13 protein-coding genes and 2 pseudogenes are annotated in these 13543 nt (G+C 62.8%); 8 read left to right on the top strand and 7 right to left on the bottom strand.

Features of this window, described 5'->3' with window-relative positions; translation table 11 throughout:
- Positions 1–65: 65 nt before the first annotated feature.
- Positions 66–1397 carry an NRAMP family divalent metal transporter gene (locus OKW30_RS01595; RefSeq protein WP_429345789.1) on the bottom strand — a complete coding sequence of 444 codons (1332 nt, stop codon included), beginning with the start codon at positions 1395–1397 and terminating at the stop codon, positions 66–68.
- A gap of 598 nt (positions 1398–1995) precedes the next feature.
- Here OKW30_RS01595 and OKW30_RS01590 point away from each other — a divergent pair.
- The gene (locus OKW30_RS01590; RefSeq protein WP_018422453.1) at positions 1996–2220 is read left to right on the top strand and encodes a hypothetical protein; all 225 of its coding nucleotides are present in this window, start codon (positions 1996–1998) and stop codon (positions 2218–2220) included.
- Between the two features lie 82 nt (positions 2221–2302).
- On the opposite strand, the gene OKW30_RS01585 is transcribed toward OKW30_RS01590, so the two are convergent.
- On the bottom strand, positions 2303–2932 hold the full coding sequence (locus OKW30_RS01585; RefSeq protein WP_429345788.1) for an ABC transporter permease: 630 nt from the start codon (positions 2930–2932) through the stop codon (positions 2303–2305).
- 8 nt (positions 2933–2940) lie between these two features.
- On the opposite strand from OKW30_RS01585, the pseudogene OKW30_RS01580 reads away from it, so the two are divergent.
- Positions 2941–3417, top strand: a pseudogene (locus OKW30_RS01580) (FadR/GntR family transcriptional regulator); the annotation flags it as partial.
- 71 nt (positions 3418–3488) lie between these two features.
- On the opposite strand, the gene OKW30_RS01575 reads toward OKW30_RS01580, so the two are convergent.
- Together OKW30_RS01575 and OKW30_RS01570 are read right to left on the bottom strand one after the other, a co-directional pair.
- Entirely contained in the window at positions 3489–5207 is a 1719-nt protein-coding gene (locus tag OKW30_RS01575) for an alpha/beta hydrolase (protein ID WP_429345787.1), read from the bottom strand.
- A 464-nt stretch (positions 5208–5671) separates the two neighbouring features.
- Positions 5672–5983 (bottom strand): hypothetical protein, encoded by a 312-nt coding sequence (locus tag OKW30_RS01570; RefSeq protein ID WP_184069668.1) that lies wholly within the window; start codon positions 5981–5983, stop codon positions 5672–5674.
- A 497-nt stretch (positions 5984–6480) separates the two neighbouring features.
- Here OKW30_RS01570 and OKW30_RS01565 point away from each other — a divergent pair.
- Positions 6481–6832, top strand: a pseudogene (locus OKW30_RS01565) (NAD(P)/FAD-dependent oxidoreductase); the annotation flags it as partial.
- A gap of 147 nt (positions 6833–6979) precedes the next feature.
- Here OKW30_RS01565 and OKW30_RS01560 read toward each other — a convergent pair.
- Positions 6980–7750 carry a DUF3047 domain-containing protein gene (locus tag OKW30_RS01560; protein ID WP_184069670.1) on the bottom strand — a complete coding sequence of 257 codons (771 nt, stop codon included), beginning with the start codon at positions 7748–7750 and terminating at the stop codon, positions 6980–6982.
- Positions 7751–8207: 457 nt separating this feature from the next.
- Between OKW30_RS01560 and OKW30_RS01555 the strand changes: the two genes are divergently transcribed.
- The 4 genes from OKW30_RS01555 to OKW30_RS01540 all read left to right on the top strand — a co-directional run bounded on the left by OKW30_RS01555 (position 8208) and on the right by OKW30_RS01540 (position 10765).
- Entirely contained in the window at positions 8208–8702 is a 495-nt protein-coding gene (locus OKW30_RS01555) for a phasin family protein (protein WP_429345786.1), read from the top strand.
- A 108-nt stretch (positions 8703–8810) separates the two neighbouring features.
- Complete coding sequence (locus tag OKW30_RS01550) at positions 8811–9008, top strand: hypothetical protein (protein ID WP_184005715.1); 198 nt, start codon at positions 8811–8813, stop codon at positions 9006–9008.
- Between the two features lie 124 nt (positions 9009–9132).
- Entirely contained in the window at positions 9133–9567 is a 435-nt protein-coding gene (locus tag OKW30_RS01545; protein WP_429290293.1) for a lysylphosphatidylglycerol synthase domain-containing protein, read from the top strand.
- Positions 9542–10765 (top strand): polysaccharide pyruvyl transferase family protein, encoded by a 1224-nt coding sequence (locus OKW30_RS01540; RefSeq protein ID WP_429345785.1) that lies wholly within the window; start codon positions 9542–9544, stop codon positions 10763–10765. The genes OKW30_RS01545 and OKW30_RS01540 overlap by 26 nt, the downstream gene beginning before the upstream one ends.
- A gap of 71 nt (positions 10766–10836) precedes the next feature.
- Here the strand turns inward: OKW30_RS01540 and OKW30_RS01535 are convergent, their stop codons facing one another.
- Positions 10837–11553, bottom strand: coding sequence for a transposase (locus OKW30_RS01535; protein WP_429345784.1), 717 nt, complete (start codon positions 11551–11553; stop codon positions 10837–10839).
- 237 nt (positions 11554–11790) lie between these two features.
- On the bottom strand, positions 11791–11955 hold the full coding sequence (locus tag OKW30_RS01530) for a hypothetical protein (RefSeq protein ID WP_184069678.1): 165 nt from the start codon (positions 11953–11955) through the stop codon (positions 11791–11793).
- A 368-nt stretch (positions 11956–12323) separates the two neighbouring features.
- Here OKW30_RS01530 and OKW30_RS01525 point away from each other — a divergent pair, with 368 nt between their 5' ends.
- A complete protein-coding gene (locus tag OKW30_RS01525) occupies positions 12324–13367 on the top strand; it encodes an AraC family transcriptional regulator (protein ID WP_184069680.1) in 1044 nt (347 codons plus the stop codon).
- Positions 13368–13543 lie beyond the last annotated feature (176 nt).

The following is a 13543-nucleotide window of genomic DNA, read 5'->3' as shown; positions in this document are numbered from 1 at the left end:
CTGAACATCTCAAAAGCGTGAGGTAGCCTGCGCGTCTGCGGTGCAAATCGGGCGTGAGGGGTTCATCAGGACACGCGCTCGGCCACTTCGAGCACGAAGTGCGCGACCACGACCATGCCGGTGATCAGGGTCGCGAGCCAGCAGAGCGCGCGTAACGACCAGTGCGCGACGATTTCGCCGACCGCTTCTCGTTTCGCACTCAGCAGCACCAGAAGCACCAGCACGGGCGTAATCGTCATACCGTTGACGATGGCGCTCCAGTACAGCGCCTTGACAGGGTCGACGTGCCATAGGCCGAGCGCAACGCCAAGCAGCGTGCCGAGCCCCGCGAGCGCAACGAGCAGAACAGCAATGCGCCGATCACGCCGTTGGCCGTGGGGCCAGTCGAACGAACTCGCGACCGCTTGCGCAGCGGAACCCCCGAGCGAAGGTAGTGCGAGCAGCGCTGAGCCGATCAGTGCAAGCCCAAGCAGTGTGCCGCCGTAGCCATCCACTAGCGGCTCGAGCACCCTGGAAAGCTCCATGGGCTCGCCGGGGCGCGTCTGTGCACCATGCAGCGTCGCCGCAGCCGCAATCATGATGCACAATGCGGCCACGCTCGATAGCGCGGTGCGCGTCAAGGTCTGCATGCGCAACCGGCGAAGCTGCTCTGACGAATGCCGATCGCCCCGCGCCGCGCGCTGTTCGTGCTGTCGATGCTGTTCCTGTGCTTCCTGCTCGGCCTGCGAAAAAAGCAGATAGGGACTCATCGTCGTACCGAGCACGGCCATCAGCATCGTGACGAAATCTTCTTTCCACTCGACGTGCGGCACGAGCGAGCGCAGCACGACCGTGTGCCACGGCACATCGACGATCAGCAGCACACCGGCATACGCGAGCATCGGCAGCATCAACCATTTGAGCACCTGCGCATAGCGCGCATAGGGAATGAACCACTGCAACGCAATCGAGGTGCAACCGCATGCGAGGGCAAGTAACCAAAGCGGCCCATGAGTGAAGCGTTGCACGACCGCGGCCATCGCCATCACATTGACGGCGATATTCAGCGTGTTCGCAATCACGAACCGCGCCACCGCCAAATAGAAGAACACCGGCGAATAGTGCGCGCGCATGTTCGCCGTCAGGCCATGTCCGGTGACGGCGGCGACACGCGCCGAGACCAGCTGCAACGCGACCATCGACGGAAACGACAGCACGCAGGTCCACAGCAGGTCGTAGCCGTACCACGCGCCCGCGAGTGAATATGTCGCGATACCGCTGGGATCGTTATCGCAGCCGAGACTTGCCAGCCCCGGCCCGAGATCGGCGGCCCACGAGCGGGCGGGCTGCGACGAGGCAGCGTGCGTATTACCTTGTGCGGCGCGGGGCGCCGCGCCCCTGTCGGGGGAAGAGTGCATTCGCCTGACCGTCGGGAAACCAGGGATGCTGTAGCGCTCGCACGAAACGTTCCTTCGTCGACTCGTTTCGCGGCACACATATTGGCACACATATTCAGCGGATGTGACGCTATCGGGGGCGACTATCAGGACTCCCGCAGGCTGACGATACAATGTCACATCTTCAACCGCGCCGACCAGCGCGAAACGCTCGTCGACCGCGGCGAGCGAGCGACCAGTCTCCGCGATAGCTCCCCGCAAGTGAGGTCTCAATGCCCACGCGTCTTTTCCGCGCTGCGGCGATCGAAACGGATTCAAAGCGGTGAATGACACATTCGGCCATACTGCATCGCAGCTGACTCGCTGCGTTTGCCTGAATTCCCGACCTGCTTCGGTAGGGATGCTGGATGTGCCGGACATAGTGACAGTTGCGACGAGCCGCTGAAGAAAATCGCTGGAAAGGAGAAATCTTGAAAAAGACAGGATTCACGGTTCTGATCATGACGCCTTGCACGGGCGCGCACGCATCGGACTACGCTGAGGTCTGGAATCCACCAGAGGCACGCGCGAACATGCTTCGAGTGACGACTCGCGCCGCATCCGTCAGGGTCGTGCGCTAATGGAAACGATCGACTACGACGGGTACACGTTGTGGGGGCATGCCATCCTTCAGCAGGAAGGCGAAGGCATCCTGCAACCGGAGCGCTATGCGGCGAGCGGAACCATTACGCGAGGCGGAAAGCTGATCGAAGCATCAGGCATTCTGGGACTATTCGATAGCGAGGAGGAAGCCCACCATGCAGGCCTGGATTGGGCGCGCGCGTGGGTGGATGCTCATGGATGAGCTTGCGCGTGGCAGGGTAGTCGAGGCTTGGAGCCGTTGCTGTTGGTGGGCCGGGAGGGACGCGCCAGCGGATCGACTCAAACTACGCTTCCCGCTTGCTGCGCCCATACAGCAGCAACATTGCCGCTATCACCGCGCCGTAGATGATCTGACGTCCCGCCTCGGGCATCTGCGCGACTGAAAGGATCGACTGCAGCAGCGTGATGAGGATCGCGCCAGCCACGGTGCCGAGGTATGAACCTCGTCCACCCAGAATCGATGTGCCGCCGAGCACGACTGCCGCGATCGCCGGCAACAGGTAGGCATCGCCCATCGACTGCGCTGCCTTCGACGCATAACCGGCGAGCAATACGCCGCCGAACGCCGCGAACGCGCTGCACACGGCGAATGCGGCCACGGTCACGCGCCGCGTATTGATGCCGGACAGATACGCCGCGCGTTCGGTATTGCCGATCGCGTACAGCGTGCGGCCGAAGGTCGTACGCGACAACAGGAACACCGTGGCGCCGCCGATCACGAGCCATAGCGCGACTGCATTCGGCACGCCCGGTACGAGCCAGCCCGCCGCGAGCCACCGCATCACCTGTGGCGCGGAATCCTGCGGCGACGATCCGTCGGTATCGACGATCATGATGCCCTGTGCGACCGCATTGGTCGCGACCTTGCCGGTCAGTGCGTCGGCGAGGTCCTCGTTGATCGAGCCGCCGGGCACGGGGCGCAGCAGCAGCGCCGCAGGCGCGCTCCGCCATGTTTAAACTGCCGCGCGGACTGGGCCCGATCGAGACGCTGCGCGCGCGGGCGGTGATCGAAAGCGGGATCGCGGCCTTAGCCGCTACCGAGCGCAAAGATTCAGACCTCGACCGGCTCTTCGCCGCGTTGCGCGCGATGCGCGAAAACATGGACGACAAGGCTGCGAACGAGGCCGCCGACCGTGATTTCCATCTGGCGATCGCGCGGGCGACGGGAAACGAAATGCTCCGGCTCGTGGTGACAGCGATGTGGGACAATTCCCGTGCCGACCCGTTGTGGAAAAAGATCGAGGAGCACTTTCATACTCCCGCATTGCGGGCGGCGTCACAGGATGACCATCAGCGCATCTTTGCGGCCATCATGGCGCGAGATGCGACCGCCGCGCGCACGGCGATGCAGGCGCATCTGGCGCGCGTGGTCGGCGAGTTCACACGAGCCTGGCGTTAGTTAGACCATGTTCTGTGGTGCGCGCCGCAAGCTGCAGCGGCACCGCCCCAATCCGTTCGCCTTCAGCTCGGTCACGGCTCTGATTCATCGCCGGCAATCTGGTCGAGGAACCGGGCCAGTCGTTCGGTATCGGCGTGCGTCCAGCCCTCGGGAGGCACCACGCTGGCCCAGCCGTTGGCGTAGTCCTCCGACGAGTAGTTGTGACCAAAACCCGCCGGCACGCCGAGTTGGTGAATCAGATCGCCCACCGCCTGCACGCCCGAGACGATGGGAAACCAATGCATGGCGTCAGGCACGTCGAAGCCACGTGGCCGAGCCAGCCATTCGGGCGGCCACCAGAACGCACTGGCACTCCAGAACACGGCCGGATCGGCCGGATGCTGAAGGTACACGATTCGCGGGGCCGGCCAGTCGGTGTCCAATGCCATCTGATGCGGATCGCGGCTCAAGAACCGTACCGAACGCCCCCCATCGAAGATCGGCTGCCAGAAGGGCGACCCGCTATCGCGCTCGCGAGTGAGTTGCGAATGGATCGGGTTGCTTTGTTTGGCGCCGACGATCAGCACGCCATCCGTTCGGGCAATCATGTTGGCTACCGAGGCAGAGGCGTCTTTCCCGACGAAAGGCGCTTCCACCCCCGCGGCGCCGAGACTCTTGCCGAACAGAACGAGCTTTGGCCGTCGTTTCGGCGGGAGCATCGACCATCGGGCGCGAACCGCGTTGAAGAGCGTGACACCCGCCTCGTTCGCGAGACCAGCATCCATGAAAATGGCGAGTCGGCTAGGCAGGAAAGAGTATTGGATCGCCACGATCGCCGTGTCGCCACCGTGCAGTTGCTCCAGCGAAGCCGCGGCTTTGGGGACTATCCAGCCCGTGCCGGTGGGTATCCACACGACCAGCACTTTCCGCTCGAACCCGCCGGCGCGCTCGAGCTCGCGGACCGCAATCTGCGCACGCTGCTCGAGGGAGTCCGCGGAACGCACTCCGACGTAGACCCTCACCGGATCGACCAGTTTCGCATCAGTCCCGTGGAACTTCGCGAGCTCTTGCGTGGTTGTCGCTGTCGCCACGAAGCCGCGCCCCATGCGGCCCAAGGTGTCCCATGCGACGAACGACGTGCTGCTGCCGGACACCGTTGGCGACGTGGGGGCCACGATTCCCTCGGTCGTGTTCTCGTTCACCCGCCCGTGGACGAAGTTGGAGACCGTGGTGAGGGCGGGAAAGGCCACTCCGCGACCGAGCGCCATGCCAATCACGATGATGAGCAGCGCTGTTGCCGGCACCGAAACGATCGGGGGCACGTGGCCCTGGATGACCTGCTTGACTGCGGCGGCACCGCGCGCCGTCAATCGCCCGATGACTACCAGCAACACCGCGCTCAACGGCGACAGGACGATCACCAGCACGGCGTCGAACCAGGCGATCGGCGCCATCCCCATGAAACTACGCTGCTCGTTCTGCCAGCCGAGCCATAGCTTCGAGCCAACGAATAGTGCAATGAGCCACGCCGCTGCCAGAACGATCCAGCTGCGCCGTCGGACCTCGCTGCCGGCCACGCGCCCCCATCGCTCCAGCAGCCGATGCACGCCGCGGCCGACCAATGTGCCTATCCCATAGCCGATGGCCAGACAGAACGCGCCGACCACGGTTTGCGTTCCCCACGACCGCGGAATCAGTGTCGGCGTCAGTGACTGCCACCAGAACACGAGCGCGAGCAGCGAGCCGCTGAGCGTCGGCGTCCAGGACGTGCTTCGAAGCCCGGCGGCTACCGGCTCATGGGAGTCCCGCATGCGTGCTCGCTCGGATTGGCACAACTCGCACCTCGTTTCCGCGGGTCACCCGCAAAGGAGTTGATGACGCGACCAGCCTTGATTCAGACTCCGCCAGGAGGGCAGTAATGGAAGATGCCGCCGCATGATCAACCACGACGATGTTTTCCAGATTACCGCGCGCGGCGCGACACATCGGGGCAGCGGAATGGACGGGGCTGCTCCGATCTCGTGCGATGTTTCTCCTGCGTCGAAAAAACGTCAACGATAAACCGGCCATGCGTCGCATTGTATTTACCTTTCTGTCCCCCGAACAACATCGTCGCTCTGCGCGCATCGTGTTCAAACATCGATGAACCGGCCTGTCGGTGGCGACGTCGCCCGAGCGAGGGCTTTACGGAGCTTGCGCGCACGCTGCTTGCTCGTCGCGCTGGTCGCCACCCGGTGGCACGATCAAGCCCGCTCCGAAAGGGCGCGCCGGCGCATTAAAAAACGTCCTGGCGCGTTGCGGGCCGAGCGACCGCGTCGCGGAGCCTGCGCCTTTGAGAAGGCGTCGACAACATCGAATCGACAAAGGTGTGCGCCCGATTTTCTCCATACTTGAACGCTTCATGCTCGGTCAGAAAATCGAACTGTTCCGGAAAACTCAGCAGTTCCTGCTCCGGATTGCCGGGCAACGTCACGGTCCATGACACGCGATAACGGCGATATTTGCCGCCGAGCCAATGCGTCTTCGATAACGTAACGTTCACCTCGATATTGCAGCCGCGATACGGCGCATATTCCTGAATGGACATCGCTTTTCTCCCACAACTGAACGCTTGCCACGTACGTCTGCGTTGCCGGCGGTCGCGCGCGGCCTCCAGATCGGCGGGATAGTCGATCTCGTCCGCGACCGGGACATAGACGCTCGCCCCGCTGGTCGCGCCGTTCGGCCGCGAAAAACGCGCAGCCCAAGGGTGTCTCGTTATGCATTTCGTATTGACGATGCACATCGAGCAACGCGCGTTCCCGCGCGGCAACCATCGTCTCGGCCCGCAGCGCGGCTGCGCTCGTGGCCATTTCCCCGATCTTCGTGACGCGGCGCTCGCGCACCGGCTGAACATCAAGGCGATTCAGGTGGCGGAACGGGACTTCCAGGTCGCCAAACGCCGCAAGGCGCGAAGCGAGTTCGTCGATACGTGGTCCGTCGACGCGTTCGTGGAAGAGGGCATGCAGCCGGCGGAACCACGATGGGGTACGCATGAACGGCATTGGCCTGCGGACGCGCATCGACACGGGTTCGGTAGCGATGCGGCAAGTCATCGACCGCATGCGCAGTCGCATGACGGGCGTTTTTCCGCAGCTCGACGGCGTGAACATCGACTGCATGGGGCGGCTTTGTCGACGTCACGATGAACCGCGCGCCGGATCCTGGTCGTGTCGGCGACAACCTCTACTTCTACTATGTACAAGGCTTCTCCGGACATGGGCTGGTGTTCGCGGGAATGGCCGGCAAAATTCTCGCGGACGCGATCGGCGGCGACGCTTCTCCATTCGACGTATTCAGCAGCATCAGGCATCGACGGTTCCCGGGCGGCAAGATGCTGCGCACCCAGGCTTTGATTCTGGGCATGTGGTACTACAAACTGCGGGAACTCATCTGAGCGCCTGAGGAATGAAGGGTCGATGGCTGCGCCCCAAAGCAAGCCGGTGATCGGCAAGGCGCGTCATCTCCGCTTACGAAAGCGCGCGGGACACTCAGCCGGCCACGCCGCGCCGACGGGCTCGATCGACTCGACGGCACCCGGTGATCAAGGCCCGGGAAGGAACTGGACGTCTCCGTACCAGGCGCGTGTCGTGGTACCGGTATTGTCGGTATCGGTCAGCAGCCCGTAGCCTGTGATTCGTCCTGGCGGTTCGTGAAAGACCCGCTCATAGTCTTGCACGATATTGCGGCGCAGGCTTTGCCACTGACCCGCATCGCCAGGCAGACCGGAGACCACGATCATCTGTACGCGGTTCGTGCGAGGGTTGGCAATGACGGTACCCGGCGCGGCGGTGGTCGACCACACGTACATCAACGTGGCATAGGGCAGATCTTCGCCACTCAGATGCTTGGCCAGCCCCATCTTTGCCCGGTCGAAAAGCGACAGCTTGCTCTTGTCTCCGGCAAACATGAACACCAGCCGCGCTGGCGCGTCTTCCTTCGACGCCACGCGGTTATCGGCGCCTTCGATCGGTCTATCCGCTTTCCAGCGCCATGCCACGACGGGAGTGCGAGCGAGGTCGATATCACCCTCGTGCATCAGCGCGGAAGCAGAGCGGTTCGCGTCCGCCTGCAGCACAGTGGTGTGGTCGTCGCGAACGAGCGTGTATTGCGTGATGGGCTTGCCGCGCACGACCGGCATGTTCTTCCAGCCCGCGGGCAGCGATGCGCCGGGCTCGATCGAGGAAAAGGCGATACCGGGCTTTTCGTCCTGGGCAAGGATGGGTGGCGACAACAAAAGAAGCGCGACGCATGCGGCGATCCAGGCTGACGGGGCTGTTCGTTTTTGCGCTCGACGGCGCGAGGCAAGATGCATGGCAGGTCGCATTCGTATTTTGGATAGCGTCCATTGTAATGGGCTCCTCGGGCGACATTTCAGCGGAGCTTTCATGCCGGCGGTTGGGGTTCTGTTTGCTGCGTCGTAGCGTTTGCATGACGAGGCTCGCAACGCGCCGCGCGGTATTCCCGTCGCGTCGCGTCGTGCGGCGCGCGAGGGGTTCGCTATCAATGACCATGGCCGCCGCCACTCATCACAGGCGTCAATTTCCCACATATTGGGGAAACTCCCTGGCTCGTAAAAATCGTAGTGCGACTTAACAAAGTTAGAATGACGACTCTAAGACGGCTTCAGACCGGCTGTCTGGCCAACGGCCCGGTGTGGGAACGACCTTCACGAATCGCAGTGGCAGCGATCGCCGTGTCCGCGAGAACCTGAGAGATATTCCGTGAGCAGCCCAAAACAGATGCCATTTACCCTATCCGTTCCGACCGACGTGTCGCAACTGCCCAACCAGTTCCTCGCCGGTTATTGCGCGCTGATACGGCTGAACGTGGATACATACAGGTCCGCGGTCACGGGTGCCGCGCTGCACTGGGAAAGCGTATTGCGCGCCCAGACGCCTGAACAGTTCCTCAGACGTCAAGCGGATGTGATGCCTTGGCTTACCCTGCAGTTCGCCGGATACACCCGCGGCTGGATGGACATCGCGTCTGAAACAATCAGACCGTGCCACGCCGGCGGCGATCACGACGACGAGCGTGAGCTCCACGAGGACACCAGGCCCGCTGGCCTGCCGGTCTGCGCAACGGGCGTCGACGCGATGATGCGCGCGGCCGTGCCGCCGGAAGTGCAGCCGGACGGCGCGTCCGTCGCCGAGGCACAGGTCGGAGAAATGGTCCGTGCCTTTCTCGAGCGCGTCGAAAAGGCGACGCCTGACACGGCGGAACGACGAGGTCCGCCTCGCACACGTCGCTCGTCAACCCGATAGGCGACGAGCTTCCGCCAATCCTGCCGGTTCCGGTATTCGCGTGCTGCCGATGCAGCCGTGGCCGGATCTGGTCACCCGTTCCTTCGCTCCCGCCGTGAGGTAAACGACATGTTGAGCCCGCACGAAGTGGCCACGTTGCTGCTGTTGAAGGATGCGCCTGAACGAATTGATTCGGATCGGGCAGAGCTTGGCGCGCTCCGCGAACTGCAGTTGATTGCGAATGAGCCAGCTGGGCCGGGCTTCCGGTTACCTCACGTGACGCCGCGCGGCGACGCCGTGCTGCGAGCGTTCGCACGGGTCCGCTGACCGGTGCGCAGACAACGTATCTGACGACCTATACACGTTGGGTGGGCCGCCTTCGCCGCCGCTCGGCAATCAACTTTTCAATCGCATCACGAGCGGCAAGTTCCGCTCGCTCGTCGGCGAGTCGGTGCGCATCGATCAATCGATCAGTGAGCTCTGGCATCAGCCCGGCGTCATCATCCGTTACCTGCTCATCTGGCAATCACTCCAATGCATCGCGACGGCGCTCGAGCTATGGATCGCGCTCTATTTTCTGTCGGCAAAAGCAGGTTTCCTGCAGGCAGTCGTACTCGAGTCGCTCATCCAGGCGCTCAGTAGCGTCGCGTTCTTTGTGCCTGGCGCACTCGGCGTTCAGGAAGGTGGATTTCTGCTGATCGGCACGGTGCCTGGTTTCCATCCGCAGCTTTGCCTCGCGCTCGCGGGTGCGCGCCGTATTCGTGACATCATCGTCTTTCTGCCTGGACTCATCGCCTGGCAGGTGGAGGAGTGGCACGACGAGCGGCGACTTCGTACCGAGGGAGGTCGGGGCCCGAATCATGATGCGAGACACAGGAAAACATGATGCGGTCGTGGTGTTCGGCGCCTTCGATCGCCACAACCTGGGTGACCTGCTGTTCCCTCACGTCGTCGCAAAACTGCTTGCGTGCGACGACGTGATCTTCGCCGGGCTCGCGGAGCGCGACCTGCGCGTCCACGGCGGCCACGCTGTTCAGGCGCTCGCGCAACTGGCCGCCGAACGCGGCAAGGACCGTGTGCATATCGTGCACGCAGGCGGCGAGATCCTGACTTGCGGCGACTGGGAGGCGGCGGTGATGCTGCTGCCGTGGGACCAGGCACAGAAGATCATCGCGCGACTGGAAACGCACAACGACGAGCGACGCGCGTGGGCACGTGCGCTGACGCGTCTCGATGCGCTTGCCCCCTACATGACGTCTCGCGAGATGTTTCCCTGTGCGTCGAGCGTCACTTATCAAGCCGCCGGCGGCGTCGATGTGGAGCGACTGGATCCCGGGATGCGAGCAGAAGTCCTGTCGAAGCTCGCGCAAGCCGACGACGTCAGCGTGCGTGACATCCACACCCAGAACGGGCTCGCCGCAGCAGGCATTCTCGCGCGGCTCGTGCCGGATCCGGCGGTGATGGTGACGGAGCTGTTCGGCGCGAACATTCGCGCGTGCAGGGAACGCAGCGGCGTGGCGGATTTGCAAAGGGCGTTTCCCGAGGGGTATGTCGCCGTGCAGTTCAGTGCGGATTTCGGCGACGACGGAACGCTCGGTGTGCTTGCGCGCGAGCTCGATCGCGTGTCGAACGAGAGCGGGCTCGGTATTGTGTTCTTTCGAGCGGGTGCGGCGCCCTGGCATGACGATATGGCCTGCTACGAGCGGATTGCGGCACGGATGAAAGTCTCACGTACGCAACTCTTCCGTTCGCTGGAGATATGGGACATCTGCGCACTGATCGCAGACGCCACGGCCTACGCGGGAAGCAGCCTGCACGGACGGATCGTCGCGCTGGCGTGCGGCTTGCCGCGGGTGAACTTCTTCCATCCGGCGCGCGCGAACGACACGACGAAACAGTCCGCGTTTGCCGCGACGTGGGAGCCAGCGTGCGTGCCGGGCAGCGTCGGGATCGAGGCGCTTTCGCAAGCAATGCTCCATGCCCTGACGATCGACCGGACGTTGCTGCGGCGCACGGCCACACACCTCACCGCTCGCTATCGCGAGGGATTCGCGCAGACGCGAGCGGCAATGTGTTGTGCGTGAAATGCAGGGCCTCGCGCGACGAGCGGTGTCGGCGCGGTCGTGTAATCTCGCGAAGCTCGATCGTTCTTTGCTCAGCCCACGTGTACGAGCGAGCGTGTGGTGCGAACCGTGGACGGCCGGTCGCGCAGCAGCAGTGGCATCAAGCGCCGATTGGCTGTCTGCGCCGCCCATTCGCAATACGCGGGGCTGCCGAGCACCCAGCCGTTGAGCGTCGACTGCATCAGGTTATTGATCTCGCGTTCGTCGACAGGCTGTGCGCCCAGATCGCGATAAGCCTGGTGGCGCTCGAACGGCGTATTGCCGAGCGCCCGGTACAGTGGATGGTCCTTGATGAACCTATCGACACGCAGCCCGATGTGGTGCGCGCAGCTCGACCACGGGTAGTTTCCCGGCTCGGCCGCCAGGCCATTGCGCACCGGCGCCTGATCGATGATCTGGCTCGCGAGCAGGAAATATCGGTCGGGCTCAATCACTGTCGCCCGGTACTCGCCACGCCATACCGCACCGCGGCGTCCATGGCGGCGGTTGAAGGTCTCGGCATAGCGACGGCCAACCGCCTGCATTGCCATGGCGATGCTCGACTCGTACGAAGGCGTGACGAGGAACTGTACCGCATCAGGCATGAGCACCCACGCGTGGACCGCCAGATCGGCGACGCGCGCTGCGTCTGCCACGCAGGCGAGGAAGTACAGGTAGTCTCCTTCGTCCATGAAAGCGGGCCCCGCGAGTCCCTGCAAGATAACGTGCTGCGGTTGATCGGGGACGTAGTGCCGTGCAAGCCGTGCCATGCTGAATTAACCGGAGATCCGATGTGAGAAAGCGGTCCGACAGATATCGGACGCGGGACCGTGTGTAACGTGCTGGAGGAAATTCTATCGATCATGTTCGTCCATCTGCATCACGAACAGGCCTTTTTTATGGCCTCTGTTCGTCGATTTGCCGATCGCAGCCAGTGTCTCTTATGCCAATGCTGAATTGCAGCGCCGCGCTCGGACATTGATCGACGAACGCTTCGCATCGCAACTCTATCCCTTGTCGAACAGACTTGAAACCCGCGAGATCGTTTTCGCGGTCAGAACCAGCAATGCACCAGCGATGCTGTAATCGACGTGATGCATAACGTCGGCCAGATGGAAAACGGATAGCGCAATGATCGGGTGGTACATCGCACGGCTTATCAGGCGTTTCATCGGTGTCTCACGCTACTGTGTTTGCGCGAAGCGGTCAGTTGCTGTGCTTGAACCGATTCGTGCAAGTTGGGTGATGCGCCAGGTTTCCAGAGTCCGAGGAAGGCTTGTTGGCGAAGTACGGATGACGCCGATCCGTGATGTTCCTTCCTGTCATGAACTCTGCCCGCGGCAAGCCATTGCCGTCCTGTCCGTGCGTCGATCTTTCTTGTCCGATCGTCCACTTCCTGCCGATAAGCCTCGCGCAAAACGCCAGTAAGGGAATTGTCATCAAGTGAGGTTGCGGGTATAACATGGAGCCCTTGGCCATCCTGACGAATGAACGGCGGCCAGGTTTCTCGCCCGGGAAACGCATTTCACGCGAGCTATCCATGGATGCAGTTTCTGATGTTCTGCGCGCTGTTCGTCTGAGCGGCGCCGTGTTTCTGAACGGGACACTCACCGCGCCGTGGTGTCTGATCGGTCGCACCGATGCATCGCTCTGCGGCGCTTACTTGCCGCCTTCCGAGCGCGTCGTTTCTTATCATCTGATCATAGAGGGGAGTTGCTGGGCGAAGCTGGCCGACGATCCCGGTTCGGCGATTCACGTCCATGCCGGCGAACTGATCGTGGTGCCTCAGGGTGAAACGCACATCATCGGCAGCGCGATCGATATTTCCCCTGTGCCGTCGGACTCGCTACTGGCCGGGCAGATGGCGACAGCACCCGGTGAAGTGATGACGCTGTCCTATGGCGGCGGGGGCGCTGTGACGCGCATCGTGTGCGGCTTTCTGGCCTGCGACGATACTTTGAGCAATCCGCTGCTCTCATCGCTGCCGCGACTGTTCAAGATCGACATGCGCCAGGATCCGCGTGCGGCATGGCTCGAGTCGTCTCTCAAACTTGCTGCCGCGGAAGCGGCCGACTCGCGCGCGGGCGGCACGATTGTGCTTGCCAGGCTATCGGAACTGCTGTTTGTCGAAGCAATCCGTAGCTGTATTGAAGCGTTACCTGATAACCAGACCGGGTGGCTCGCCGGCGTGCGTGACCGCTACGTTGGACGCGCGCTCTCGCTGCTTCATGCGCAGGCGGCGCATGCGTGGACCGTCGAGGAACTTGCGCGCAAAGTGGGCCTGTCGCGTTCCGCGTTGGCGCAACGCTTTACCGATCTTCTGGGGCAGCCGCCCATGCAATACCTCGCGAGATGGCGCATGCAGATTGCGGCGCACGAACTTCTGATCGGTAGCAAGCCACTCAACGCCGTTGCGGAACAGATTGGCTATGAGTCGGAAGCCGCATTCAGTCGCGCGTTCAGACGCGAATTCGGCATGCCGCCGGCCGGCTGGCGCAAGAGCAAAGGAAAGACGAACGGCGTGGCCACATCAGCGCAGCACGCGCAACCTACGCGTGGCGTTGCCGCACTGCGGGATCAGTGATGCCTGCCGTGACGCGCCGCGCTGTCTCTACCCACTCAATCGTCGACCTGTGCGACCAACGTGACGAAACGGCGTTTCAGTCATATCGTCCGGCGACTCGATCATAGAACTTCAAGACTCCCAATCGTAAATTGAGCGTGCCGGAAAGCCAGATCCTTCGACTGGCTCTGCCCGGT

Origin of the sequence: Paraburkholderia sp. Clong3 (genome assembly GCF_050436485.1) — a bacterium.
Lineage (GTDB): Bacteria > Pseudomonadota > Gammaproteobacteria > Burkholderiales > Burkholderiaceae > Paraburkholderia > Paraburkholderia tuberum.
Note: the sequence above shows the minus strand (reverse complement) of the source record. Positions and strands in the feature narration are given on the sequence as shown.

Bases quoted from the DNA above. Each gene is read 5' to 3' on its own strand.
- OKW30_RS01560 (WP_184069670.1), bottom strand. From the start codon at position 7,750: ATGCATCTTGCCTCGCGCCGTCGAGCGCAAAAACGAACAGCCCCGTCA.
- OKW30_RS01570 (WP_184069668.1), bottom strand. From the start codon at position 5,983: ATGTCCATTCAGGAATATGCGCCGTATCGCGGCTGCAATATCGAGGTG.
- OKW30_RS01590 (WP_018422453.1), top strand. From the start codon at position 1,996: ATGGAAACGATCGACTACGACGGGTACACGTTGTGGGGGCATGCCATC.
- OKW30_RS01550 (WP_184005715.1), top strand. From the start codon at position 8,811: ATGTTGAGCCCGCACGAAGTGGCCACGTTGCTGCTGTTGAAGGATGCG.
- OKW30_RS01575 (WP_429345787.1), bottom strand. From the start codon at position 5,207: ATGCGGGACTCCCATGAGCCGGTAGCCGCCGGGCTTCGAAGCACGTCC.
- OKW30_RS01535 (WP_429345784.1), bottom strand. From the start codon at position 11,553: ATGGCACGGCTTGCACGGCACTACGTCCCCGATCAACCGCAGCACGTT.
- OKW30_RS01525 (WP_184069680.1), top strand. From the start codon at position 12,324: ATGGATGCAGTTTCTGATGTTCTGCGCGCTGTTCGTCTGAGCGGCGCC.
- OKW30_RS01530 (WP_184069678.1), bottom strand. From the start codon at position 11,955: ATGAAACGCCTGATAAGCCGTGCGATGTACCACCCGATCATTGCGCTA.
- OKW30_RS01595 (WP_429345789.1), bottom strand. From the start codon at position 1,397: ATGCACTCTTCCCCCGACAGGGGCGCGGCGCCCCGCGCCGCACAAGGT.
- OKW30_RS01540 (WP_429345785.1), top strand. From the start codon at position 9,542: ATGATGCGAGACACAGGAAAACATGATGCGGTCGTGGTGTTCGGCGCC.